Origin of the sequence: Paenibacillus camelliae, from assembly GCF_023715345.1 — a bacterium.
GTDB classification, from domain to species: Bacteria; Bacillota; Bacilli; order Paenibacillales; family Paenibacillaceae; genus Pristimantibacillus; species Pristimantibacillus camelliae.
Genome location: NZ_JAMBNY010000009.1, coordinates 1 through 26,595, shown reverse-complemented (window position 1 = coordinate 26,595; position 26,595 = coordinate 1). Strand labels below are relative to the sequence as shown.

Sequence of the window (26,595 nt, the reverse complement as noted above, 5' to 3'; positions counted from 1 at the left end):
GAATTGAATAAAATGAAGCAGTTTTGCGATAACTTCGATTATCAAATAAAAATCGATGAATTACGGGAAATACTTGGGTGTGACTTTATTTCACTTGCTATAGCAAAATCAGCTTCTGAAGGCTCTGAAATTACATGGCAATACGCTTCTGGCAATTTGAATGATCGCTATAAGCGTATTGTTCTTCATAGCGGTAAAGGAATTGCAGGTATTGTGTTTAAGACAGGTAAGAAGATGGTCGTAGACAATGTCGAGAAAGAGATGCATGACAAAGAGTTGTTTAATTATCCAATTCTTGTGTCGGAGCGATTACGCAGTTTAGTTGCATTTCCACTGTATCAGTATTCACGTGTTGCTGGTGTGCTGCTTGTTGGGTATCGTGAAGAGCAACGTCTAAAGCCGCAGCTGTACGATGAGCTTAATCAACAGTGCCCAGAAGCTCATATTGGAGCTTTTGAAATAAAGGGGTTGTCGGTGTGAAAACATTATCTGGTGAGGTTAGCAAGCAATTGTTGGAGCATATGTTCAACAACAATATCGAGCCGATGTTCTTTTTTGATGCGCGGGGAGCAATGATTGCGATGAACCCTGCCGCTGAGAATATATTAGATCCCTTAGATGTTCAACAACTATATAACGCGCAAGGTAACGACAATTTTTGCCTTACATGCAGGGGCTACACGACTGAAAAAGAACTAACCACCTGCTTGAATTGCTACATGAAGAACGATTCCGCTAATTTTAGTTCATTCCAAATTTATTTGAAAACGAGACATAAAGGTGTGATCCCATTTTCAGCAAGCTTTCAAGAAATTGATAGCAACGGGACTCGATTATTAATGCTGCGGGATCTAACAAGACAGCTTGCAACGCAGGAGACACTGTACCGCAATACAATGATGAAAAATACGATTAAGGCACAGGAGGATGAAAGAAAGCGAATTTCTAGAGAGCTGCATGATAGCGTTGCGCAAGAGTTACTTAGCTCCCTTGTTGATTTGCGAGTATTGAAATATTTGAATGTGCCAGATGAGGTATTGCAGAAGCTTCAACATACGGAAGCTTCTCTTACTCGTCTTTTGGATCAGATACGCAATCTCTCTGTTGAGCTAAGGCCGTCGTCATTAGATGATTTGGGGTTGGAAGCAGCATTCCGTTCCCATTTCAAATGGATTGAAAAGAACTATGGTGTTATTGTGGAATTTATCGCTGAACTACACGGCACACGATACAATAGTGAAGTTGAAACGGTCTTTTATCGAGTATGTCAGGAGTCCGTGCTTAACGCATTAAAATACGCCGGAGTAGATGAAATCTCCGTGAGACTATTTGAAACAGAGCATTTTCTTGAAATGGTCGTTGCAGATAAAGGACAGGGCTTTGATCTTAATAAAAGAGATTCTAAAGGAACAGGACTTGGACTGTACGGCATGAAGGAACGAGCCGAGCTCGTAGGTGGAGAATTGCTTATTACATCACAATTAGGTCAAGGAACAACGATTCATCTAAAAATTCCTACCAGAAGGGAGGAATAACTAATGAAAATTGTTATAGCAGATGATCATGCAGTTGTGCGTAGCGGGTTTGCTATGATTATTAACTTTCAGGAGGATATGGAGGTAATAGCAACAGCAGCAGATGGAATTGAGGCCTACAGTATGGTAGCCCAGCATCGTCCAGACATATTATTGATGGATTTAAGCATGCCACCAGGTGAAAGCGGCTTAATAGCAACAGCCAAAATAAACGAGAATTTTCCGGATACGAAAATATTAATTTTGACGATGTATGATGATGAGGAATATTTGTTCCATGTGTTGAAAAATGGTGCACGCGGATATGTACTGAAAAATTCTCCCGACGAGGAGCTTATAAATGCCATACGCGTCGTACATCGAGGAGAAATTTATATTCATCCAAAGATGGCGACGTCATTAGTACGTGAGTTTGTTGGTCAAAAGCAAGAAGCGGACAGCAATACTCCATTTCAAATTTTAACGACTCGAGAAATTGAAATCTTACCGCTCGTTGCTAAAGGCTATGGCAATAAGGAGATTTCAGAGATGTTATTTATTTCAGTAAAGACTGTCGAAGCGACAAAAGCGAAAATTATGGAAAAGCTTAATCTGAAGACGAGACCAGAGCTCGTAGAATATGCGCTTAAGAAGAAGCTGTTGGATTTTTAAGTGGACCATATCGTCGAACTCTGCTAACGATACAGTAGCAGAAAGGTGGTTACACCATGAGTGCACTTCAGCTAAATAGCACAATACCAGCTATGCGCATCCTTGAACTTGAGCATCGCTACTTATCACATTTGATGAATGAATGGCATCAAATTGTGTTGGCGCTGCAAAAAGGTGGGTATAGCACTGTTCAAGCACGCGGAGAATTAGAACGATTGCGTCAGCTTATTCTCGCATTTAAGCAACCTTTAGAAAAACATTGCAAGAAAGAAGAAAGCTACTTCTTCCCACTGCTTGGTCAATATATCGGCTACGATCAGGGACCGATTATGTCTATTGAACAGGAGCATGAGGAAGTAACATCCTATATTGATCATTTTCTTCACCACGCTGTTGATGAGCATTCATTAGAAGAGATACGCAGCATTGTAGGTGATGCAGCAGAGGCATTTGAAATATTGACCGTCCACTTTGTTAAGGAGGAATCCGTGCTGTTTTCGATGACAGCTCAAGTGATGAGTAAGCTTGATCAAGAGCGTTTAGCTCAGCAGCTGCATACATTAATCGATGAATAATATACAAGCTCACATAAAAACCATGAGTAAGGCCGGTTCGTTCCTGCCACTGCTCATGGTTTTTAGTTTTTTTAGGGTGAATAGGGAATTTACATTTAAACAAAGGGAGTTCCCTAGTAAGCGAAATCGGCAAGCTAAGCTACAATATTTGTAGGGGATCAATTGTAAATTCTTCAACCAAGAAAGGTGATGGATTTGATTAGAAAATTGCAGTTACCATTACAAACAATGAACTTAATTGTTGGCTTTGCAGTATGGGTCGTTATTTCCTCTTTAATGCCTTATATGCGAGAGGATATCAGCATTCCAGAAAGCCAGATTGCTCTTATTACCGCAATACCTGTAGTGTTAGGCTCAATTTTACGTATTCCGCTTGGTTACTATGCAAACGTGATTGGTGCTCGACTAGTATTTTTTATTAGTTTTATTTTGTTATTATTCCCTGTTTATTATATAAGTGAAGCGAATTCTGCTACGGATCTAATTATTGGCGGTTTGTTTCTTGGTATAGGCGGTGCAGTGTTCTCTGTTGGAGTAACCTCATTGCCAAAGTATTACGCTAAAGAAAGACATGGTTTAGTTAATGGTATTTATGGTCTTGGTAATATTGGGACTGCGGTTTCGACCTTTGCTGCACCAATCATAGCTAACCAATTTGGCTGGAGTATCACAGTAAAATTTTATCTCATCGTGTTGCTAGTCTTTGCATTGATTACTTTTATTGTAGGTGATCGTAAGGAAACAAAGGTGAAGACTCCCATTATGGAACAGATTAAAGGCATATACAAAAATGAAAAGCTCTGGTTGTTTTCATTGCTGTACTTTATTACGTTCGGGTCGTTTGTAGCGTTTACGGTGTATTTGCCGAACTTCCTAGTGAGCAACTTTGACCTGAGCAAGGTGGATGCGGGCATTCGCACTGCGATATTCATTGCGGTAGCAACCTTTATGCGTCCCGTTGGTGGCTGGCTGGCGGACCGCTTTAATTCGTTGTATATGCTAATTGCAGCCTTTGCTGCATTAACGGTTGCAGCAATTTTATTGGCATTCTCACCTGGCATTGCTTTATATACGATTGGCTGCTTAGCGATCGCTTTTTGTGCAGGTGCAGGTAACGGGATTATCTTCAAGCTTGTTCCACAATACTTTAACAATCAAGCGGGGATTGCAAACGGAATTGTTTCGATGATGGGTGGACTTGGTGGATTTTTTCCTCCCTTGCTTCTATCAGCGATCCATTCACTTACTGGTCAGTATTCGATCGGATTTATGCTGTTATCACAGGTTGGTTTAGCAAGCCTAGTCCTAATCCTATGGATGCTTTATCATGGCAAATTAACGGTGATGGCAGATGTGTTTAAGAGCACCGCGCAAGGGATTCTTGTAACTAATAGCAACGGTGTTATTGAAAGTGTTAACCCTGCCTTTACGAAAGTTACCGGTTATACAGAAGAGGAAGTCATAGGTAAGAAGCCAAACGTGTTGAAGTCAGGTCGACAATCTAGCGAATTTTATTCTGAAATATGGAAGAGTATAAGAGAACATGGCATGTGGCAAGGCGAGATATGGAATCGTCGAAAAAATGGCGAGGAATATTTAGAACTATTGAATATTAGTGCAGTGAAGGATGAAACGGGTGAGGATATTCGCTATGTAGGGACGTTCTCAGTGCTGAATAAAGAATAAACAATGCAGCTAGAAGAGGTGAGGGTAAATGGATAATCGTTATGCACGACAGACACTATTTAGACCGATTGGCAGCGAAGGTCAGCGAAAGCTTGAGCAAGCGGTTGTTTCAATTATTGGTTGCGGGGCACTAGGCTCCGCAACTGCTGAAACATTAGTACGTGCAGGAGTCGGAACGTTGCAGCTCATTGATCGCGATGTAGTGGAGCTGTCGAACTTGCAACGACAACATCTGTTTACGGAGTCCCATGCTCTTGAAAAAACACCTAAGGTCGTAGCAGCTGAGCAAAGACTTCGTGAGATTCGCTCTGATGTGCTGCTTTCAACAACGATTGATCATGCTGATGGTAGATTAATAGAGCAGCTTGCTCGAACGAGTGATCTAGTGATCGATGCGACGGACAATTTTGAAACAAGATTAATGATTAATGACGCTGCTCATAAATATAATCGTCCATGGATTTACGGAGCTTGCGTAGGCAGCAGTGGTGTTGTATTTCCGTTTATACCCGGTATGTCGGCATGCTTTCGCTGCTTGCTTCCTGTACTTCCTGCACTGAATGAAACCTGCGATAGCACAGGGATTATTGGGCCGGCAGTTCAAGTAACGGCTGCCTTGCAATGTGGAGAAGCATTAAAGTGGCTTACTGGTAATAAAGAAAGCATGATGACCAAGGTGCATCATTTTGATCTGTGGGGCAATGATCGACTAAATATCGGGGTAACAAAAATTAAGCAAGAGCATTGTCCTACCTGTGGCTTAGCGCCGACCTATCCATCATTAACTACCTCTGACCGAGCAAAATTCGTTGTATTATGCGGCAGAGAAACCGTTCAAGTGATCCCAGATCATCAGCGAACGATTACGTTGGACGATGTAGAGCGTGTAGGCAAATGTTCAGCTAAGTTGGTTCGTAGAACACCCTACTTCGTAGAACTTGCACTGGAGCCCTATCGCTTAATTGCTTTCAGCAATGGGCGGCTGCTCATCCATGGGCTTAAAGATAAGCATGAAGCAAGGAGGTTGTATCATCAGCTATTTGGCTAGGGCTTGGATATTTATGTAGTTTTTTATCGTTTGGCTTTCAGTACCAAGAAGATGGCAGGCTAGTAGAGAGCGAGGAGCGCAACGTAGATAACGGCTACGTGAGCACAGAAGCGAACGCTGGCATGACATATTCGCCGTCGAATAAGCTACAGGCTTGAGCTTCGTAATCAAAGTCGAGCGATAAAAACAACAACTCCGCATATCATCTCTACGCTCGGACATTTCTTCGTCAGGAGGTCGCTTTAGAGATGATATGCTCCGCACTCTATTGAAAGAAGATGGCGTGCTAGTAGAGAGCGAGGAGCGCAGCGTAGATAATTGCTACGTGAGCACAGAAGCGAACGCTAGCATGACATATTCGCCGTAGAATAAGCAACAACGCTCGAGCTTCGTAATCAAAGTCGAGCGATAAAAACAACAACTCTGCATATCATCTCTACGCTCGGACATTTCTTCGTCAAATGAACAGCTTCGTAATCAAAGGCGAACGATTAAAACAACCAATCCAATAAAGGTTTTAATCGTTGGGCTTTCAGTACCAAGAAGATGGCGTGCTAGTAGAGAGCGAGGAGCGCAGCGTAGATAATGCCTACGTGAGCACAGAAGCGATCGCTGGCATGACATATTCGCCGTAGAATAAGCAACAACGCTCGAGCTTCGTAATCAAAGTCGAGCGATAAAAACAACAACTCCGCATATCATCTCTACGCTCGGACCTTCCTTCGTCAGGAGGTCGCTTTAGAGATGATATGCTCAGCACTCAATTGAAAGAAGATGGCGTGCTAGTAGAGAGCAAGGAGCGCAGCGTAGATAACGGCTACGTGAGCACAGAAGCGAACGCTAGCATGACATATTCGCCGTCGAATAATCTGCATTGAACAACCTCGTAATCAAAGTAAAACGATTAAAACTACAACTAAAAAGGAGGAGAGAAAAGTGGAGTTCCGAAAACCTATCCCCCTACACTCGGCAATTAAGCTAATGATGGAGCATACTCCACTTCTAGAAGTGGAAGAGATTTCGTTACACGATAGCTACCACCGCATATTAGCTGAGCCAATCATTGCAAAGCATAATATTCCTCCTTTTGATCGATCGCCTTACGATGGCTTTGCGATCCGTTCAGAGGACTCTGCTGGTGCTAGTGAGCAGCAGCGTGTTACTTTCCAAGTTGTAGATCATATTGGAGCAGGAAGCGTATCTAGTCGAACGCTTGGCAAGGGAGAAGCTATACGTATTATGACAGGTGCGGCCATGCCAAAGCAGGCTGATGCGGTTGTTATGCTTGAGCAAGCGAAGCTTTCTGAAGCAGGAGATCGCTTTACAATACGAAAGTCGTTCCAGCAGCTAGAAAATGTTTCGCTTAAAGGAGAGGATGCTGCTGCAGGCAAGGTGCTGCTAGAGGCTGGTGGGCTTATACATCCAGGTACGATCGCATTGCTGGCTACACTTGGATATGCGAAGGTAAAGGTGGCGCGGCGACCTGTTGTCGGCATTATCGCAACAGGCTCTGAATTACTCGAAATTGATGAGCCTTTAGTAGATGGGAAAATTCGCAACAGCAATGAACCAATGCTTCAAGCTCAGCTAGAAAGAATAGGCGTACCGTATCGCTCATACGGCAAGCTGAAGGACCAGCTAGACGATTGCTATAACCTAATAAAGCAAGCATTATCTGAAACGGATTGTTTAATTACGACAGGTGGTGTAAGTGTTGGTGATTATGATTACTTGCCAGCCATCTATGAAAAGCTCGGAGCAAAAGTGTTGTTTAACAAAATAGCGATGCGTCCTGGAAGTGTAACGACCCTTGCAGAGCTAGATGGTAAGCTATTATTTGGCTTATCTGGTAATCCGTCTGCTTGTTATACAGGCTTTGAGCTTTTTACAAGACCTGCGCTTCTTAAGATGATGGGAGCCAATAAGCCTTATTTGCGCCACACACAAGCAAAGCTAAGTGAAAATTTTACGAAGGCTAATCCATTTATGCGCTTTATTAGAGCAAGCATAACCTTGGCAGAAGGACGAGCACGAGTTGCTCCTGCAGGCTTCAATAAATCTAACGCGGTAACTTCTCTAGCACATGCGGATGCACTCATCGCTTTACCTGGCGGCTCCCGTGGTTTTTCAGAAGGAGATGTTGTTGACGTTCTGTTGTTAGGCACGGAGGAAGGTGAGCGCGAGTGGAACCTATGAAAATACTACAGGTTGTCGGCTATAAAAATTGCGGAAAGACGACGCTTATTTCACGATGGACAGAGCTTTTATCGGAGTGTAATAAGCAGGTTGCCGTTATTAAGCACCATGGTCACGGCGGGGCACTTGAGCAGCCTAATGTAGAAACGGATAGTATGCGTTATATGCAGGCAGGCTCCACTAGCTCAATCGTGTTTGATGATCAACTCATTCAGCTGCATATGAAGCAGCAGCCGCCTTCCTTAACGATGGCGATTGAGATGGCAATGCTTGCAGCTCCTGAGATTATCTTGATTGAAGGTGAAAAACAGGCTCACTATCCCAAGGTTGTATTGTTAAGAAGTGCAGAAGACTGGAAGTCCTTACGCTCTCTAGAGAATATCGTAGCAGTCATAATAGATGAAGCTGTTGATGACCCAGAAGATATTTACGACGAGCTCGGAATTCATAATGAATATGAGCCTATCCATGACAACAGCTCAGGTTGTCCCATCATTGGGTTAAAGCGCGATGATCGCGAGAAAATTAATGAATTTTTACTACATTGGTTAAGTAAATAACATTATTCTTTATCATTGTTAGAAATTGTTATAGTGAGGTGAGATTAGCTTATGATTATTATTAAGTATTTTGCTAGATTGAAGGAGATTGTAGGCAAGAGCGAGGAGCAATTAGCAGTTGAATCGATGACTGTTCAGGAGCTAATAGATTGCACATCATTTACTTATGAAGGATTTTCAGCCTATGCAAGCTCACTTCATGTTGCGATCAACGAGGAATACGCTAAGCCAAATGATTTAATTGTTGCAGGTGACGTGGTAGCATTTATTCCGCCTGTAAGTGGTGGCTAAAATGAGGACCGTCGGAGTAGTACTGGCTGGTGGAGAGTCAAGGCGCTTCGGTTCACCTAAGGCTTTCGCAATGATAGAAGGTGAGTATTTTTATGAGCGAAGCTATCGCTTGCTCGCCGAGCAATGTGATGATGTAATTATTGTTACGCGTGAGGAGCTTTTACCGAAATTCCCTATTGGTAAGAAGGTAATAACGGATTGCGCTGAGGTGAAGGGTAACGGTCCACTTTCCGGGATCTATTCTGCCATGCAAGAGGAGGCTGCTGATCGATACGTAGTCTTGCCTTGTGATATGCCCTTTTTAACTGTCACAGCGATACAGAAGCTTCTTGCTGCTGCGATTAGTGAGGCAGTTTATAGTATTCGTCTGGACGATGATTATCATCCGTTAGTTAGCATTTGGCCCCAAGCCGTGCAGATGTACATTAGGCAGGCGCTAAAGCTAAAGCAATTTAGTGTAATGAAATTATTGCAACGGATGGACGTGGTTTGGCTTAATGGAGAAGTTCTTTTTGACAATGCGCCGCTTATTCTTCAAAATATAAACAATAGAGAACAGATGAAAGAAGTGAACAGGCATGACAGCATTCGTAGAAGACAGACACCATAGGCCATTACGTGACTTACGTATATCCGTTACAGATCGCTGCAACTTTCGTTGCACGTATTGCATGCCTAAAGATATATTTGGAGATGATTTTCCGTTTCTACCTAAGCATGAGCTGCTATCTTACGAAGAGATTGTTCGATTAGCAGAGATTTTTGTATCGCTTGGAGTAAAAAAAATTCGTTTAACTGGCGGAGAACCGCTATTGCGTAAAGACTTGCACAAGCTTGTGAAGCAAATTAACATGATTGATGGTGTTGAGGACGTTGCTTTAACGACCAATGGACTTCTACTTCATAAGTATGCAGAATCATTATATGAGGCTGGCTTGCGTCGATTAAATATTAGTCTTGACGCACTGGACCCTAGTATTTTTGGCGAAATGAATGGAAGAGGAATTGAGCCCGCTAGCATCTTGAAAAATATAGATGCTGCAGTAGCAATGGGGTTCGAGGTTAAAGTAAATATGGTCGTACAAAAAGGCGTCAACGATAGTGAAATTGTGCCGATGGCAGCTTATTTCAAGGATCGTAATGTGACGCTTCGTTATATTGAATTTATGGATGTAGGTAATGATAATGGCTGGAGCTTAAAGCAAGTACTGACCAAGCAGGAGATGCTGCAAATGCTGCAGCAGGAATATGAGCTTAAGCCTGTGGAGCAGGCTTATTTTGGAGAGGTCGCGAAATATTACCGCTATAGTAACAGCACCTCAAAAATAGGTTTTATAACTTCGATATCGGAATCGTTTTGTTCTTCATGCACTCGTGCAAGATTGTCTTCGGATGGTAAAATGTATAATTGCTTATTTGCCACGAAGGGCTTTGACCTGCGCTCACTATCTCGCAATCATGCAACCGATGAGGATCTGAAGGCAGCGATATCACATATATGGACAGGACGTGACGATCGCTATTCGGATGAACGTACTGCCAATACAGCTAAGCTGCGCAATAAAATTGGAATGTCTTATATCGGCGGATAGCATGACCTATCGATATCGGATTAATTCAATTAAACCGAGGAAGGATAAATGGGTTTTGAATGAAGAAGCATCATTCTTAGTCCACTAGTCTCCCATTCCTCGGTTTTTTGGTATGTCCTAATTATCAACTTGTGGTCAACGAATCACCTTGTTACTCGAAGTGCTTGACCGCATCGCGCACAATAGCTTGCGCTGGCTGGAGTAACAGTGCCGCAGCCGTCGCATAACAAGGAGGCTGTGTCATCGGCTTGTAAAGACAACGAGCGATATTGAGCATATTTTGCTGAGGGCTCTTCAATAATAGGATTCATTACCTTAAGTGCATGTACTTCATCGCGCATTCCCTTTTTAAGCAAGAGGTATAACAATACTAAACCAACGAGTCCTATAATAATCATTCCGAGTAATCGACCGGTATATTCATTGTCCCAAAGCGCATGCAAACTGATGCTAATAACCATTAGTCCAATCATTATTAAGGAATTAACTTTAGAGCGTTCTAAGTTTTTGTTGTGCAACCCGTACCATAAGCCTGCTGCTGCGATAGCAGTCCATGTCCCATGTCCAAATGGAGAAAGCAGGGCACGAACCCAAAGCACAGCGAGCATGTCTGCAGCAGTACCTTGTTGAAGATATGTCCAGCCATATAGAATGCTTTCTACTGCTGCAAAACCCATACCGATTGCCGCGCCAAATACGATAGCATCCATTAAAAAGCGTTGCTTCCGACCTCGCAGCCATAGGATACAGACTAGCAGCTTCAATGACTCTTCAATTAAGCTTACAGTGATGGGCTCCGCAATTGAGCCAAGCTTGCTTTCTGAGCCTTGCCATCCACCAAATATGAACAGTCGTTCTAGAATAAAAGCACTTGGTGCAGCGGTAATAGCAGCTATGATAAAGACCAATGCTAGTCGTGATACACGATAGCCAAGTAATTGAGTGCCTCTTATAAATGATACAAAGGATACAGGCCCAGCTAGACCGCCAATAAAGAGGGCAGCTCCGATCCATGCTGGATGCCTCAACCAGATTGCACATATTGTCGTTAATATAAATAGTCCACCGAGAGAAAGCACGATACTGATCCAATGATCGCTTTTTTTGTAGTCCTGCTGCTTATCCCTCTGCTCGTTCTCTGCTGATGATCGATCCATATGCTGGTGCTTGTTGTTGGAGATTGACGAAGAAGCTGTATGAGCTAACGAATTAAGCTTTGGTTTAAGCACCTTAATGAGCTCTGGATGACGAATGCAGGCTAGCTCAATGAATTGTCTATGTACTTGCTCGAATTGCTGTAATATAAAATGAAATTCCTCTTTGCCGATGATTAGCAGCTCACTATCCTCTAAAGCAGTAATCGTTCCGCTATATGGACCATCAAGAAGCAGGTCGATTTCTCCAAAGCAATCTCCACTTGCTAGCGTACCGACTTTACGGTCGTTTCGCTTGATCTGAAAACGTCCCTTCGATATCATGTACAGCTGAGTAGACAATTCTCCTTCTGTGAGAATCGTGTCACCGCGTTTAACCTTCGAAATTCGGGTAATTTCTGCTAAGCCTCTTAGCTCTGCGTCTGGGATAGTAGACCATATCGTTGTTTTTCGCAGTAATCCGTGCAGCAAACGTATTCTCGAGGAGAAAAGGAGACTCTCGTGAAACATCGGGCTTGCTTTGGCAAGACGGTAGAAGTCAACCGATTTTAAGCGGAGTACCTCCAGCTGCCCGATTGCTGTTACGTCAGCAGTACGCTTGTCCTGCATAATTAAAGCAATCTCACCGACTATAGCTCCTGGAAGAAGAACATCAAGGGCTATCTGTCGAGCAGTTAAATTGCTACTTGAGACGAGAGCCTTTCCACCTACAATAAAATAGCAGCAATCCCCTATTTCCCCTTCAGTGATAAGCTTTTCATGATCGGATAGCAGCATATAATCCATTGCAGAAACAGCTGCTTCAAGCTCGTGCTCGGGAACACCCTTCATAAGTATGTGATTACGTATCAACTCGATTGAGCTTTCCATGTTCATCTCTCCATAGCAGAACGGAATCTCCCCTATGCAGGAGAGATTCCGTCCAATCATCTGATTAATTTATTATATATCAGATCGTATGAAGTTGTTAACGCATATTTCCAATAATTGAGCTTCTTGAGTCTTGCATTTTTTTAACAAAGTTCGTCATTATATCAAATGCCTCATTACGTTTGTTCGAAAGGCTTTGCAGACGAAGCATATCCATCTGCTGAGAATTTGAGGCGTTATCTACTCTGGCCTTTAATGTAGTAATCATTGTATCGATTTCATGCAAGCTATAGCTTTGTTTTGACTCTGACAATATACCATACTCCTTAAGGGAGTCGGTTGTTGTCTGGTCTAATGTATAGCTAACCTTAGTTGGGTGCTTTTCACTTACTAGAGAATTAATTAACTTATTGAGTTCGGCTAGGAGCTCGTTGCGCTTAGTAACCTCATTAATTTGATCTCTTAATTGTGTTTCTAGCAAGTTAGCACGATTGCTCTGAACCATGAGCAAAGCTGTTTCGATGTCCATGCTTTGTATTTGAAGTGGGTTTATGCCATTTACGCCCATGTAGCCGATCATATTATCTGTTCCGCCACCGTTAATTGCACCTTTTACAGCTTTATATGCTTCATCATTCATCATAATTCCTGTTCCAATAATCATTCCGAACAACATCATGCCAACCATAGAGAGTATGATCTTTTTATTCATTACACTCGACCTCCGCATTTCATATTCAATCTTATAGTTACACTATAGCTCTCTATTCCATGCCGGTCTGTAATGTCAGTTACAAAATTCAAAAAACGTTGAGCGATTAGTTTAGCGATGTAATTAATGACTTGATTCCTCGTAGTCATTAGAAACCTTCCACACGTCGAACAGCTTCAATAGAAGACTAAGCACGATAGCAACTACTGTTGCTAGTGACATGCCGGACATTGCGAAATCACCGATTTTTAGCGTAACGCCGCTTAAACCAACTACTAGCACGACTGTTGTAAGGTAGAGGTTAGAAGGCTTACTGTAGTCAACCTTTGATTCGATAAGCATACGGAAGCCGGATGCTGCAATGACACCGAATAATAGTAGAGATACGCCCCCCATAACCGCTGCCGGAATGTTAGCAATTAGCCAAGAAAATTTACCTAAGAAGGACAATAGAATCGCGATCACTGCTGCGAGTCCAATAACGAACGTTGAGAACACACGTGTAATGGCTAGTACGCCGATGTTTTCGCCATATGTCGTATTCGGTGTAGAGCCGACAAAACCAGATAGGATCGTCGAGATACCATTACCAAGCAGAGAGCGATGTAGCCCTGGATCCTTAGACAGATCTTTTCCAACAATATTGCTCGTTACAACAAGATGTCCAATATGCTCGGCAATGACGACAAGTGCTGCTGGTGCGATTGTAGCAATCGCTATCCAATTGAACGTCGGCGTCGTAAGTTCTGGTGCACTGAAGAATGAAACTGCACCAATGCCTTCAAAGTCCATACCCATGAAGATGGCCAGTACATAGCCGAATATAATCCCGAAAAGGATTGGAATGATACGCATAAAGCCTCGGAACAAGACCGAGCCAAGTACAGTGACTGCTAACGTTGCAGTAGACAGGATAACGGTATTAGGGTCCATCGTCCAATCAAGATCAGTTGGATCACTCGGTATCCAACCAGCCATTCCTGCTGCTACAGGCACAAGCTCAAGTCCAATGATCGCAATAATTGCTCCCATTGCTGCAGGTGGGAAGACAACGTCAATCCACTTTGTGCCTGCTTTAGCTACGATAAGTGCAACTATTGTAAAAATAACACCTACTACGATAAAGCCGCCGAGAGCATCAGAATAGCTGCCACCAGCTTCCTTAGTTATTACTGCTGTAGCTGGAGCGAGGAAGGCGAAGCTCGAGCCTAAGTAAGCGGGAATCTTGCCTTTACAAATTAATATGTACAGCAGTGTACCGATCCCGTTCATCAATAAGCAGATCGCTGGATCGACACCCAAAATGTTCGGTACAAGCACAGTAGAACCAAACATTGCAAAAAGATGCTGAAGACCGAGCATGAGTGACATTGGCAGTGCAGGTCGTTCATTAACCCCTATTGCTTTACGCATGAATGATTAACTCCTTTTATTTAATTGTTTTTAATCCTACATGATTCTACATTAGCATTTACTGTTCGACAAGGACTTTTCTCACTTATTGTTCACAATTTCTTAAAAAAAGATGAGCTGAACATGATTTCTATTCGTAGAAGAGAATGTATCCCAGCTGGGACAATTTGCGAAAGCTATTAGCCATCGTTTACAATTAGGATGACACACACGTAAAGTGACCTGCACAAGAAGTAGGACAAGTGAGGAGATTACGGATGGAAAATTATCAGATCATTTCGAATCAGGTAGAGCAATTTAAACGCCTGCGTGAAGATGTAACTAGAGTGATGATGATGTACCAGTTCGCGCTAAATGAACTCGAAACGAAGATCGAAATTCTAAGGGAAGAATTTCAGCTGCTTCATGACTATAATCCAATTGAACATACCAAATCCCGTGTAAAGACGTTTGATAGCATCATTGGAAAAATTCAACGAAAAGGTCTCCCGTTTTCTCTTGATAGTATCCGTAACGGAATTAAGGATATTGCAGGCATTCGGATTACTTGCTCATTCATATCGGATATCTATCATATTCAAGACATGCTGGAAAAGCATTTTGACGTAGAAATCTACGAAGCAAAGGACTATATTAAAAATCCTAAGCCCAACGGCTATCGCAGCCTGCATCTTATTGCAGGGGTACCGGTCGTCATGACGACCGGCCGTGAATTGGTTTGTGTAGAAATACAAATTCGTACGATTGCGATGGACTTCTGGGCTAGCTTGGAGCATAAAATATTTTATAAGTATGATGAGGCTATTCCATCACACCTCACTCATGAGCTAAAGCAGGCTGCAGATGCAGCTAATGTGCTTGACCAGCAAATGGAAAGATTGCATAAAGAAATTACGATTATTAAGGAAAAGCAAAATCACGATGAAGGTGATGAATTTACGAAGCTGATTCTGTCTCAGGTGGGCCAATCACAATTGAGATTGCCTCCTATTATCGAGCAGGAGCTTAGTCAAAATCTTAACGGACATTCAAAAGGATAATGAGAAAATTACCCAATAGCAATGGACAGATGCTAGAATGTTTAGTAGGATAGTATGCATATTATATTAGCATCACACGTGCTAAGCATAGGGGATGAGGATGATGTTGCCACTAGGATCCAAGATCGTTATTGTTGAGGATCAGTTTGAGCAGAAGCTTCCGATCGGCGAGTACGGGTACATCATAGCATATGATCGCAATGCTGATAATGTATTTGACTATGTTGTGCGTGTCCCTGGGCTTAATCGTAATTTCGCTGTTCCTAAGCAAGATATTGAACTAGAATCCGAGATTATTAAGCAAGAAGCGGAGAAAGTAGAGAAAGCAGCACTTATTGATTATGCACTTGCCACACATAATGAGAAGTTGTTTCACTATATTATGAATGGTGAAGAGGAAGATACGCCAGAGGAAGCGGATGAGACGCCAATGACTGGTGAGGAATTTATACGCCAAATTAATTTGAAAGCTTGGATATAGTACAATATGTAACAAAGGTAAGGAGCAGTTTCGGCCATTTGAGCTGAGCTGCTTCTTTTGCTGTTGTTAGATCATTGCTATAATAGTCTTTGGCAGGATATAATATAAGGCAGAATGTACATAAGAGTTCCCGTAATAATTACGAATACGTGCATTGCAAGGATAGAAAAACTAAGGAGAGTAGTGGAATGAGCATAACATTGAAAGATGTTGAACATGTAGCGAATCTTGCTCGCTTAGAGCTGTCGGATGCGGAAAAGTCTCAGTTTACAGATCAGCTAAATGCGATATTAAAATATGCTGAAAAGCTAAATGAGCTGAATACAGATGAGGTAGAACCAACAAGTCACGTATTCCAGCTTGTTAACGTAATGCGTGATGATGTGCAGAAGGAATCCTTACCGATTGACAAGGTACTACTGAATGCACCAGACGAAGAAGATGATCAAATCAAGGTACCAGCGGTCATTGAATAATTGGAGAAATTGAAGGGAGGAACCTTTGTTGTCACCTTTTGAATTAAGTTTGCAAGAAGTCGGAGCGAAGCTAAGAAGCAAGGAGTTGTCAGTTACTGAGCTTGTTGATGCTTCCTATAAGCGCATCGCGCAAACCGATGATACCATTAAAGCTTTTATTACACTAAATGAGCAGGAAGCGCGCAAGCAAGCGGGCGAGCTGGATCAAAAGCTAGCTAGTTCAGAGGCACAAGGCGCGCTATTCGGTCTGCCAGCGGGTATTAAGGACAATATCGTTACGGAAGGGCTGCTTACAACATGTGCCAGCCAATTTTTAAGCAACTACAACCCAATCTATGATGCTACAGTTACTCGTAAGCTGCGCGATGCGGGTACTGTTACGATCGGTAAATTGAACATGGATGAATTTGCGATGGGCGGATCGAATGAGAACTCCAGCTACTTTGCGACACGCAATCCATGGAACACTGAGCATGTGCCAGGTGGTTCAAGTGGCGGTTCAGCAGCAGCTGTTGCAGCTGGACAAGTTTATTTCTCACTAGGCTCTGATACAGGCGGTTCCATCCGTCAGCCGGCGGCTTACTGCGGTATTGTTGGTCTTAAGCCTACATATGGCCTAGTATCGCGCTTTGGTCTAGTGGCATTTGCGTCTTCACTTGATCAGATAGGGCCGCTTACGAAAAATGTTGAGGATGCAGCACATGTGCTTCAAGCGATTGCTGGCTATGATGCGAGTGATTCCACTTCTGCCAATGTTGCGATTCCTAACTATAGTGAAGCATTGACTGGTGATGTAAAGGGTCTTCGTATTGCCGTACCTAAGGAGTATCTAGGTGAAGGTATTGATCCACGTGTTAAGGAAGCTGTAATGAATGCGCTGAAGACATATGAATCTCTTGGCGCAACATGGGAAGAGGTATCGCTGCCGCATACAGAGTACGCGATTGCTACGTACTATTTGCTAGCTTCCTCTGAAGCATCCTCTAACCTAGCGCGCTTTGATGGTGTACGCTATGGAGTTAGAGCTGAAAATCCTGACAACCTCATTGATCTGTATCGCAAGTCGCGCTCTCAAGGCTTTGGCCCAGAGGTGAAGCGCCGTATTATGCTAGGTACATATGCGCTAAGCTCCGGCTATTACGATGCTTATTACTTAAAGGCACAAAAGGTACGTACTTTAATCAAGCAAGACTTTGATCAGGTATTCGAAAAATATGACCTCGTTATTGGACCAACTGCACCAACGACTGCATTCCGTATCGGTGAGCAAGTAGGTGACCCGCTAACGATGTATTTGAATGATATTTGTACGATTCCAGTTTCATTAGCTGGTGTTCCAGCCATTAGTATTCCTTGTGGACAAGCAGATGGGCTGCCTATCGGTATGCAAATTATTGGTAAAGCCTTTGATGAATCCACTGTATTGCGTGCGGCACACGCATTTGAAGCGAATACTGAATTTCACAAGCAGCGCCCAACGCTATAAGCTCTGCGTGATGACGAAAGGATAGATGAATATGACTACGAACAAATATGAGACGGTCGTAGGCCTAGAGGTTCACGTTGAGCTGCATACGAACAGTAAAATTTTCTGTGGCTGCTCAACTGAATTTGGCGCGCCTCCGAACTCGCATACATGTCCGGTATGCCTTGGTCATCCAGGCGTACTTCCAGTATTGAATCGCCAAGCAGTAGAATATGCGATGAAGGCATCGATGGCATTGAATTGCCAAGTGGCAGATATCAGTAAATTCGACCGTAAAAACTATTTCTACCCGGATTCACCAAAGGCGTATCAGATTTCACAATATGATCAGCCGATTGGTGAGCACGGCTATATTGATATTGAAGTGAATGGCGAAACGAAACGTATCGGGATTACTCGCGTGCATCTGGAAGAGGATGCGGGTAAGCTGACGCATATCGATGGCGGTTACGCGTCGTTAGTAGACTTTAACCGTGTCGGTACACCGTTAATCGAGATTGTATCTGAGCCAGATATTCGCACACCAGAGGAAGCGAAGGCTTACCTTGAAAAGCTTCGTTCCATTATGCTGTACTGTGATGTGTCTGATGTGAAGATGGAAGAGGGCAGCATGCGTTGTGATGCTAACATCAGCTTGCGTCCTTATGGCCAGAAGGAATTTGGTATCCGCGCGGAATTGAAAAATATGAACTCCATGCGTAACGTCGTGCGTGGTCTTGAATATGAGCAAATACGTCAAGCTGAAATATTGAATGCTGGCGGCGAGGTAGTTCAGGAAACACGACGCTATGATGATGCTTCAGGCAAAACATTCTCGATGCGTGGTAAGGAAGAAGCACACGATTATCGTTACTTCCCAGACCCAGACCTAGTAAAAATTCATATTAGCCAGGAATGGAAGGATGCCATTCGTGCGTCGATTCCAGAGCTTCCTGATTCTCGTAAGGCTCGTTACACATCCGAATATGAGCTTTCCAGCTATGACGCTGAGGTCATTACATCCTCTAAGCAGCTAGCTGATTTGTTCGAGGAAAGCTTGCAATATACGAAGGATGCGAAAGGCGCTGCCAACTGGATCATGGGTGATCTACTCGGCTACATGAATCAGAACAACAAGGAGTTGTCCGATGTTGCATTAACTGGGCAAGGACTTGGTGAAATGCTAGAGCTGCTTGCAAAAGGTACGATCAACGGTAAAATTGCGAAGACTGTCTTCAAAACGATGCTTGAAACAGGTAAGCTTCCTCAACAAATCGTTGAAGAGCAAGGACTTGTTCAAATTAGCGATGAAGGAGCTCTACTTGCAATCGTTGATGCTGTTATCGAACGCAATCCTCAATCTGTTGAAGACTACCGTGCAGGTAAGGAGAAAGCGATTGGCTTCCTTGTTGGTCAGCTAATGAAGGAAACTAAAGGTAAAGCGAACCCGGCGATGGTGAATAAGCTGTTAGTAGACCGCTTAAAATCCCAATAGGGGTCAGCTTTGATCACGAAGCTGAACTGAATGATTATTCGACATCGAATATTGAATTCAGCTAAAGGTCTTCCGATGCTCACGTACCAAGTACGTACGCTGCGCTTCTCAATCTCTAGCTTTATCCAATCTTCTCGGTGCTGAAAGCTGACCTGGTCAGCTTTGATCACGAAGTATCACTGAATGCTTATTCGGCATCGAATATTGAATTCAGCTAAAGGTCTTCCGGTGCTCACGTACCAGAAACGTACGCTCCGCTCCTCAGACCTTTGCTTTATCCAATCTTCTCGGTGCTGAAAGCTGACCGTTCAGCTTTGATCACGAAGTATCACTGAATGATTATTAGGCGCCGAATATTGCGTTTTGAAAAAACGCACTTCGGAAGAGTATGCCTCGGTGCTGAAAGCTGACCTGGTCAGCTTTGATCACGAAGTTATACTGAACATTTTGTACGCATAACCTATAGAGTATGAACAGTTGCTACTGCGCGATTTCATGGTGAAATCGCGCAGTAGCGCTATTGTCGACGCTTCGTCATTATTTACATTCATTTAAAAGGAGTACTTGCATGCAGGCAGCAATGGATAGTCCTTGGTATATTAGTGAAGTTGAGATTCTTATTCGCTTGCTCGTTGCACTTGTCCTCGGAGGAATGATCGGCTTTGAACGTGAGCAGCATAATCATGCCGCTGGTTTTCGTACGAACATTTTAGTATGTGTCGGTGCATGCCTCATGATGCTATTGTCCATATACGGATTCTCCGATTTCGTCAATGAGTTGAATGTACGTGTAGACCCTGCACGTTTAGCAGCCGCTGTTATTACCGGCGTAGGTTTTCTAGGTGCTGGGACGATCCTGTTCACCGGCAAGAAAATATCTGGCTTGACGACTGCGGCCTCGCTTTGGGTTGTGGCCGCGATTGGTCTAGCTGTCGGTGCAGGCTTTTATTTTGCATCCGGGGCTGTAACCTTAATGGTCATCCTAACATTATGGCTCTTCAATAAACTGGAGCAACGCTTCATTCGTAATAAAAAGAGCTATGTCATTCACTTGATCTGTGAAGATCGTACCGCATTAATGAAAACGACTCAGGATAAGCTAAAGGAGCATCGTGCTACATTGCACAAGCTTTCATTAGAGGATGCTGATGGTAGTAGGTTGAGGCACGTAAGTGATATCGATGAAAAACTGATCATGATTACATATTTCGTAGATATTGAACGAAAGCAGCATGATGCTATGATTTCTTTAATTCATGAGTTAAAGCAAGTGGAGGGCGTTCGTTGGATCGAGTACGAATAACACGTAAATACTGGTTGATTGCTAGCCTGGCAGTTTTGCTGCCGGGCCTTGGTCATTGGCTCATTGGTAAGCGAGATAAAGCCATATTTATTGCAAGTAGCTTTCTATTCCATATAACCCTTGCATATACATTGTTACATATGGTCGTTATTGAGCAGCCGCTAAGTATTGCTTACATCATCATAATTGTGCCGTATCATTACTTCTATGCAATCTTTAATAGCCTACAAACTGCCCATTATAAGTACCACTATCCGTCTGTCTGGATGCTATGGATGTCCAGCGTTCTGTTAATATTAGCATCAGCGCTATGGGTACCATTTGATATGATGTATCCGTTTAAGCAGCTGGTCATCAAGCTATATCCAATAGCGCTGCTTGTAAGCATTGCCTGCTATTTACTGCTACACCCGTCTCATATAAAAAACGGAAAGCTTTACATTGCTCGTGTAAGTGCAGCGCTAATCCTCCTTAATATCGTCGTGTTGCTTATACTTAAGCAAATCGCACCAATTCAATGGAGCAATTGGATCTATGTGCTGCCGATCATCGTTATGATCGAGCTCATTGTTTTGTTTTTGTATCGTCTTCGAAAACTAGTCCACTCCGGCTACTCCACTGACTTAAGGGGGTTATGCACAGCAATCGTTTTTGTTATTAGCTCTTATGTTGTGGTCGAGTACAGTGATTATCCTTCACAATTGCTAGAAAGCTTCCACGCTCCAGTTATTGATCAAGTGGTGTTGGACGATGCTAATGGTTTCCGCTATGAGCTTCCGCCAATTAAGGTGCCAATCGATGAGTTGACTTCATTTCAGCTTCGTCACCTGAACGGCCATGTCCGTGTTCAGGCTGGTGATGTGCAGGAATTGACGATTATTCCGGTGCTTTATGTTAATTCGCCAGACGAGCAGCCAGCTTTGGATGTAAGAGCTCAAACAAGCGTTGATGTGAAGTTTAATGATGAACAAGGGATTACGATAGAGACGGTAATGCCGCGATATAGCCTTAATCAATACCCTAGATTAAATATGACCGTTATCGTACCAAGATCCGCACGGTTTGTGAAGGATGTGTCAGTTCGTGTGGAACACGGTGCTGCTGTCGTCCAAGACTTTGTTGCATCTGGTGCCATTAAGGTCGAGAGCAATAGGGCTGCTATTCATATGCGAAATCTAATAGGCAGCGTAAATGCTGAAACCAAGCATGGGTCGATTTATATGAAGGATATCATGGGCAATGTATCTGCTCAAAGTAAAAAAGGCGATATAACTATCATTCATCCAACACGAGAGGTTGCTGTAACTGCATTGAGTGGTGATGTCTATGTGAAGCTGAATAGACTCAATGGAGATATGAGCTTAACGGCTACAGTTGGAAATATGCAGGTTAAACTACCCAATGGATCAAATTATAATTTACATGCTAAGGTAGCTTTTGGAAATATTGTCAAAGGGTCGCTAGATGAAGAACAGATTAAAGAGCTTTCAATCCGCAATGGTACTGGGAAGTATGAGATAGAATTGTACGCATCCGATTACATTCTGCTACAAGGCGAGATTCCGTCGATTCATTGACAAAACTTTAGAACTAAACGTACAATAGAATTATTATTAAAAGAAAGGCGTGAGGGGAATGATTGCCAACGTGCAATTGGCTTTAGAACAATTGAAAACGAACGGCGTGCGTATGACCCCGCAGCGACACGCTATTTTAAGTTTTCTGATGGATACAAAAACGCATCCTACTGCTGATGATATTTACAAGGCATTATCACCAACGTATCCAAGTATGAGCGTTGCAACGATTTATAATAATTTGCGTTTATTTGTAGAAGCGGGTTTAGTAAGAGAGCTGACATATGGAGATGATTCTAGCCGTTTTGATGCGGATTTGTCAGATCACTATCATGCCATTTGTAAACATTGTGGATCGATCGTAGATTTTGTTCATCCACCGCTTGTGGAGGTTGAACGCGCAGCATCAGAGAGCACAGGCTTCGTCGTACAAGGTCACCGCATGGAAATTTATGGGATATGTCAATCTTGCAGCCCAGAATAGTTAAATGAACAATTGAAACATGAATCTATGAACGTGCAGATCAGCGAGAAACTCGCTATTTTGCACGTTTTTAATTAGGAGAGAGAGAAACCATATGACACAACAGCAATTCCCGCCACGGCGAAGACATCGTCGACGTGGTGGAGTATACTGGTTGATATTTACGATCGCCCTAGTCATTACCTGTGTAATAGGTTACATGAAGCTTGTACCTTCGTTCGAGCAACAAGAGGTCGTGTATTCTCACGACCATCCTATTTATTACAATGGAGAGCTGCAGCAGCATGGTGCACTTGTTCAGGACGGGCATATTAAGCTACCACTACCCTTGCTAGATGAGCTTTTAGAGGATTCACCTATTCATTATGAGTCAGAGACCAACACCTTAGTACTAACAACCTTGGATAAGGTGCTGCGTTTTAAGACAGAATCTTTGACTGCATTATTAAATGAAAAAAGCTATGAGTTGAATATTACCGCACAGGTAGAAAATGATACAGTATATATTCCTGCAGAATTAATCGAGCAGCTATATGGACTGCATATTGAACAGATGGATCAAGTCATCGCATTATATGATGGGCAGTTCACTATAGATACAGGGTCGATTATTCGTAAAAACGGAACGGCATTACGTTCTGAGCCGACTATCAAAAGCGCCTATTATCGCGAGCTAGCACTTGGCGAAAGGCTCTTAGTCTGGGAGACAGGCGAGGATTGGACAAAGGTGCAGACTGAAAGCGGGACTCAAGGTTATGTTAAATCAGCTCATATTCAAAAAGGGGATGCCATCGTGTATTCGCCTAGCCTAGAGCAATATGAGGGTCTTAAGCACGATCTTTCGGGTAAAAAGATTAATTTGACATGGGAAGCGATTTATAACAGGCAGCCCACATTATCGACTATGCCAAGCATGGAAGGGTTGAATGTTGTTAGTCCAACCTGGTTCGAGCTTGTGGATGCGGAAGGAACGATTCAAGGTAAAGCTACCCATGAATATATGGAATGGGCGAATAAACGTGGTTATCAGGTCTGGGCGCTGTTCAGCAATGGCTTTGAGCCAGATTGGACAACCGCAGTGCTTGCAAGCACTGAGAAGCGCTTCGCTATGATTCAGCAATTAGTTGCATTTGCTGAGTTGTACCAGCTTGATGGAATTAATATTGATTTTGAAAATGTGTATACGGAAGACAAAGAGAATTTAGTACAGTTTGTAAAAGAAATGATGCCGATTATGCACGAGCAAGGACTCGTTGTTTCGATTGATGTTACACCGAAATCGAATAGCGAGATGTGGTCTGTGTTTTTGGATCGTGCAGCTTTAGGTAAGCTCGTTGATTATATGATGGTTATGGCCTATGACGAGCACTGGGCATCAAGCCCTAAGGCAGGCTCTGTTGCATCTTTACCTTGGGTTGAGCAATCAATTAAGAGAATTCTCGAAGAAGATCAGGTAGCACCTGAAAAGCTAATACTAGGGATGCCTCTTTATACGCGTGTATGGTCTGAAGAAACACTTGAGGACGGCTCAACGAAGGTAAGCTCGAAAGCTATTGGTATGACCAAGGCTCAAGAGATTATCACGGAACATCAATTAAAACCTGAGCTAGATGAAGCGAGCGGTCAGCACTATATAGAGTATGTGGAAGATGGGATCAAGCAGCGTATTTGGCTAGAGGATGAGCGATCGATAGCTGGACGTATTGACCTCGTTCATAAGTATAAGCTAGCTGGTGTTGCGACATGGGCGCGCACATTTGCTAAGGACGATATATGGAAGGTTATTGATGAAGAGTTGAATCAATAATGCACTTATTTAATCTTATAATGATATGAAAAAAGCTAGAGGCTGGCAGCCTCTAGCTTTTTTCTTTGCGTAATATGTACTTGGTAGCAGAAAGTGGCTGTGTAACATTTAGAGCAATTCTAATCTGCTGCAGGTATTGTATTCGCTTGATCAGGATCAAGCGTTAATATGGTTTTGCAGTACATGCAGCGATCTGTTTTTCCAAGCATTTTCGTTGGACGATTACATTCAGGGCATTGGAGCATCGTCGCACTGGTTGACATCATTCCTGCCCAAAAGTAAATGGCGACACTAACAAGCAAGGCAATCATTCCAAGTACTAGGAAAATAGCAGCGATAATTTTACCAACATCTCCAAACAATAATATGCCGCCTGTTCCAAGAATCATAACACCCATTCCAACAAGGGTGAAAATCATTCCCCATAGTCGAAACTCATTAATTTTTGCTGTTTTGAAAAATAAGTTTTTCATGAGAATACTCCTTTCTAAAGCGTTATGATAATAAAAGTCACAATTAATTACATAAAACATTTCAAACTTAAGCAGGAATAAACCTATTACTGTCGAAAATTTTTATTGTCTGCAATTTCATATTATATCGTATAACATTGCGATAAGCTATACGGAGGCAGTAGTGGAGGATATAAAAAAACATTTACTAGAAAGATATGATGCAAGCTCAGATGTTCAAGGTTTAGTGCTGATGCATAATACAGAGCGATATCCATTTCATACGAATGAATATGTATACTATGTTTTGGTTGTATCCTCACTTGAATTAATTACACGTAAGATTGAGCATTTAGAGATAGAGAATGAGCGAATCTTCATCCGAACGGTCCATATTAAGGATATTGAAAATCCTTCCGTGAGTTTTAGCCGCTATCATCTAATGGATTGGCTGCTTACAGGTGAAATTATCTCAGACCCTCAAGGTGTTCTCGAGGAGCTAAAGGAGCAAATACTTGAATTTCCTGAGGAGCTCCGCAATCAACGTAAGCTAAAAGCTTACAGTGGATTTATTGAAAGCTTATTTCATGCAAAGCGCAATATGACAGAAAGCAATACTCTCGATGCCTATTCTCAAATATTAGTAGCCATTCACCACTGGGCGCATATTGTGCTAATTGAAGAAGGACTGCATCCAGAATTGACAGTATGGAAGCAGTTGAGAAAGGTTCATCCTGGAATTTATAAGCTTTATGAAGAGCTAATTGCGAGTCCTGAATCGATCGATCAAAGAGTAGAGCTGGTAATGCTAGCGTGTGAATTCTCTGTAATGAGTAAAATGAAGGATTGCTGCTCTTATCTATTAGAGTTAATGAAGGAAAAGAATGAAGCTTGGAGTATTTCAGAATTACAGATGCACCCGAAATTGCGTTACATTGCAGAAGATATTACATTAGTTATTCAAAAGCTTGTTCAGGGACATCTTCTTAAGGAAGTGGCAACGTTTAATAACGATCAGGTTGATGAGGTAATTGAGCTTCGATACATGTTACCATAGCTATGCTGTAGGAGCCTTATTATTTTACCTTTGATACATCGAACAAGGCAGATAGCAAATTATGCTGTACTGCCTTGTTGTTCATTTAAGACAATTGTGCCATCGTACCTAGTAAAACATGAAGAGTTAGGTTCTGCAGCATTACTTTATTACATCTAAAACGACGAGTGTTACGGAATTTTTAATGCATTCGACTTTTTTCGCAAAAAGTATTGACTTCTATAGCTGTTCTATGATAAATTACTACTTGTCGCTCCGAGCGGTGCTGATTTACGAAAGAAACAAAATAAATTTCTTCGAAAAAAACACTTGCAATGAACGGCTAAAATATGATATATTATTCTTTGTCGCCGCAAGAGATTGCGACAGACATACAAAAACAAAATGTTCGCACTTCATCAGTGATTTTGTAAGAAAATGATGAGATGAGAACGACATTGTTCCTTGAAAACTGAACAACGAGTAAGAACTGCCATCAACAATTCAACCCCGTTGGGTTGTTGATAAAAAGCGAAATAGAAGATTTTTTCAAGCGATTCTCGCATTGAAAAAAACTTACAGTAATGAGCAATCAAACACTTTAATGGAGAGTTTGATCCTGGCTCAGGACGAACGCTGGCGGCGTGCCTAATACATGCAAGTCGAGCGGACTTGATGGAGTGCTTGCACTCCTGA

At 42.5% G+C, this 26,595-nt stretch carries 25 protein-coding genes and 1 rRNA gene; 22 read left to right on the top strand and 4 right to left on the bottom strand.

Annotation, left to right across the window (positions count from 1 at the left end):
• The first annotated feature begins 12 nt into the window (after nucleotides 1-12).
• The 11 genes from M3180_RS14625 to moaA all read left to right on the top strand — a co-directional run bounded on the left by M3180_RS14625 (nucleotide 13) and on the right by moaA (nucleotide 10,134).
• Nucleotides 13-480, top strand: a complete 468-nt coding sequence (locus M3180_RS14625) for a GAF domain-containing protein (RefSeq protein WP_251668762.1) — start codon at nucleotides 13-15, stop codon at nucleotides 478-480.
• Complete coding sequence (locus M3180_RS14620) at nucleotides 477-1,535, top strand: sensor histidine kinase (protein ID WP_432806946.1); 1,059 nt, start codon at nucleotides 477-479, stop codon at nucleotides 1,533-1,535. Before M3180_RS14625 ends, M3180_RS14620 begins: the two co-directional genes overlap by 4 nt.
• 3 nt (nucleotides 1,536-1,538) lie before the next feature.
• On the top strand, nucleotides 1,539-2,186 hold the full coding sequence (locus M3180_RS14615) for a response regulator transcription factor (protein ID WP_251668760.1): 648 nt from the start codon (nucleotides 1,539-1,541) through the stop codon (nucleotides 2,184-2,186).
• Between the two features lie 56 nt (nucleotides 2,187-2,242).
• Nucleotides 2,243-2,761, top strand: coding sequence for a hemerythrin domain-containing protein (locus M3180_RS14610; protein ID WP_251668758.1), 519 nt, complete (start codon nucleotides 2,243-2,245; stop codon nucleotides 2,759-2,761).
• Between the two features lie 195 nt (nucleotides 2,762-2,956).
• Nucleotides 2,957-4,447, top strand: a complete 1,491-nt coding sequence (locus M3180_RS14605; RefSeq protein ID WP_251668757.1) for a nitrate/nitrite transporter — start codon at nucleotides 2,957-2,959, stop codon at nucleotides 4,445-4,447.
• 28 nt (nucleotides 4,448-4,475) lie between these two features.
• Entirely contained in the window at nucleotides 4,476-5,495 is a 1,020-nt protein-coding gene (locus tag M3180_RS14600; RefSeq protein WP_251668755.1) for a ThiF family adenylyltransferase, read from the top strand.
• Between the two features lie 936 nt (nucleotides 5,496-6,431).
• Entirely contained in the window at nucleotides 6,432-7,691 is a 1,260-nt protein-coding gene (locus M3180_RS14595; RefSeq protein ID WP_340837863.1) for a molybdopterin molybdotransferase MoeA, read from the top strand.
• Entirely contained in the window at nucleotides 7,688-8,251 is a 564-nt protein-coding gene (gene mobB, locus M3180_RS14590; RefSeq protein WP_251669047.1) for a molybdopterin-guanine dinucleotide biosynthesis protein B, read from the top strand. Before M3180_RS14595 ends, mobB begins: the two co-directional genes overlap by 4 nt.
• Before the next feature lie 51 nt (nucleotides 8,252-8,302).
• Entirely contained in the window at nucleotides 8,303-8,542 is a 240-nt protein-coding gene (moaD, locus tag M3180_RS14585) for a molybdopterin converting factor subunit 1 (protein ID WP_251668753.1), read from the top strand.
• A gap of 1 nt (nucleotide 8,543) precedes the next feature.
• Nucleotides 8,544-9,152: a molybdenum cofactor guanylyltransferase gene (gene mobA / locus M3180_RS14580; protein ID WP_251668751.1), complete on the top strand. Its 609-nt coding sequence runs from the start codon at nucleotides 8,544-8,546 to the stop codon at nucleotides 9,150-9,152.
• Entirely contained in the window at nucleotides 9,121-10,134 is a 1,014-nt protein-coding gene (gene moaA, locus M3180_RS14575; protein WP_251668749.1) for a GTP 3',8-cyclase MoaA, read from the top strand. Before mobA ends, moaA begins: the two co-directional genes overlap by 32 nt.
• A 143-nt stretch (nucleotides 10,135-10,277) precedes the next feature.
• Here the strand turns inward: moaA and M3180_RS14570 are convergent, their stop codons facing one another.
• The 3 genes from M3180_RS14570 to uraA form a co-directional block, all read right to left on the bottom strand.
• A complete protein-coding gene (locus tag M3180_RS14570; RefSeq protein WP_251668747.1) occupies nucleotides 10,278-12,158 on the bottom strand; it encodes a cyclic nucleotide-binding domain-containing protein in 1,881 nt (626 codons plus the stop codon).
• 97 nt (nucleotides 12,159-12,255) lie between these two features.
• Nucleotides 12,256-12,870, bottom strand: coding sequence for a hypothetical protein (locus M3180_RS14565; protein WP_251668745.1), 615 nt, complete (start codon nucleotides 12,868-12,870; stop codon nucleotides 12,256-12,258).
• Between the two features lie 123 nt (nucleotides 12,871-12,993).
• The gene (uraA, locus tag M3180_RS14560; RefSeq protein WP_251668743.1) at nucleotides 12,994-14,283 is read right to left on the bottom strand and encodes a uracil permease; all 1,290 of its coding nucleotides are present in this window, start codon (nucleotides 14,281-14,283) and stop codon (nucleotides 12,994-12,996) included.
• 257 nt (nucleotides 14,284-14,540) lie between these two features.
• Here uraA and M3180_RS14555 point away from each other — a divergent pair, with 257 nt between their 5' ends.
• From M3180_RS14555 to M3180_RS14515, 9 genes are all read left to right on the top strand, one after another.
• A complete protein-coding gene (locus M3180_RS14555) occupies nucleotides 14,541-15,323 on the top strand; it encodes a GTP pyrophosphokinase (protein ID WP_251668741.1) in 783 nt (260 codons plus the stop codon).
• 103 nt (nucleotides 15,324-15,426) lie between these two features.
• Nucleotides 15,427-15,804, top strand: a complete 378-nt coding sequence (locus M3180_RS14550) for an ATPase (RefSeq protein ID WP_251669045.1) — start codon at nucleotides 15,427-15,429, stop codon at nucleotides 15,802-15,804.
• A gap of 188 nt (nucleotides 15,805-15,992) precedes the next feature.
• The gene (gene gatC, locus M3180_RS14545) at nucleotides 15,993-16,280 is read left to right on the top strand and encodes an Asp-tRNA(Asn)/Glu-tRNA(Gln) amidotransferase subunit GatC (RefSeq protein WP_251668739.1); all 288 of its coding nucleotides are present in this window, start codon (nucleotides 15,993-15,995) and stop codon (nucleotides 16,278-16,280) included.
• A 28-nt stretch (nucleotides 16,281-16,308) separates the two neighbouring features.
• Nucleotides 16,309-17,766 carry an Asp-tRNA(Asn)/Glu-tRNA(Gln) amidotransferase subunit GatA gene (gene gatA, locus M3180_RS14540; RefSeq protein ID WP_251668737.1) on the top strand — a complete coding sequence of 486 codons (1,458 nt, stop codon included), beginning with the start codon at nucleotides 16,309-16,311 and terminating at the stop codon, nucleotides 17,764-17,766.
• A gap of 25 nt (nucleotides 17,767-17,791) precedes the next feature.
• Nucleotides 17,792-19,240, top strand: coding sequence for an Asp-tRNA(Asn)/Glu-tRNA(Gln) amidotransferase subunit GatB (gene gatB, locus M3180_RS14535; protein WP_251668735.1), 1,449 nt, complete (start codon nucleotides 17,792-17,794; stop codon nucleotides 19,238-19,240).
• Between the two features lie 580 nt (nucleotides 19,241-19,820).
• Nucleotides 19,821-20,543 (top strand): MgtC/SapB family protein, encoded by a 723-nt coding sequence (locus M3180_RS14530; RefSeq protein WP_251669043.1) that lies wholly within the window; start codon nucleotides 19,821-19,823, stop codon nucleotides 20,541-20,543.
• Nucleotides 20,525-22,120, top strand: coding sequence for a DUF4097 family beta strand repeat-containing protein (locus M3180_RS14525; protein ID WP_251668733.1), 1,596 nt, complete (start codon nucleotides 20,525-20,527; stop codon nucleotides 22,118-22,120). The genes M3180_RS14530 and M3180_RS14525 overlap by 19 nt, the downstream gene beginning before the upstream one ends.
• A 58-nt stretch (nucleotides 22,121-22,178) precedes the next feature.
• A complete protein-coding gene (gene perR / locus M3180_RS14520) occupies nucleotides 22,179-22,604 on the top strand; it encodes a peroxide-responsive transcriptional repressor PerR (RefSeq protein WP_251668731.1) in 426 nt (141 codons plus the stop codon).
• Nucleotides 22,605-22,698: 94 nt separating this feature from the next.
• The gene (locus tag M3180_RS14515; RefSeq protein WP_251668729.1) at nucleotides 22,699-24,411 is read left to right on the top strand and encodes a glycosyl hydrolase family 18 protein; all 1,713 of its coding nucleotides are present in this window, start codon (nucleotides 22,699-22,701) and stop codon (nucleotides 24,409-24,411) included.
• 119 nt (nucleotides 24,412-24,530) lie between these two features.
• Here the strand turns inward: M3180_RS14515 and M3180_RS14510 are convergent, their stop codons facing one another.
• Nucleotides 24,531-24,884 (bottom strand): DUF2614 family zinc ribbon-containing protein, encoded by a 354-nt coding sequence (locus tag M3180_RS14510; protein ID WP_251668727.1) that lies wholly within the window; start codon nucleotides 24,882-24,884, stop codon nucleotides 24,531-24,533.
• 163 nt (nucleotides 24,885-25,047) lie between these two features.
• Between M3180_RS14510 and M3180_RS14505 the strand changes: the two genes are divergently transcribed.
• Both M3180_RS14505 and M3180_RS14500 read left to right on the top strand, forming a co-directional pair.
• On the top strand, nucleotides 25,048-25,920 hold the full coding sequence (locus M3180_RS14505; RefSeq protein ID WP_251668725.1) for a nucleotidyltransferase-like protein: 873 nt from the start codon (nucleotides 25,048-25,050) through the stop codon (nucleotides 25,918-25,920).
• Between the two features lie 580 nt (nucleotides 25,921-26,500).
• Nucleotides 26,501-26,595 (top strand): 16S ribosomal RNA (locus M3180_RS14500); the annotation flags it as partial.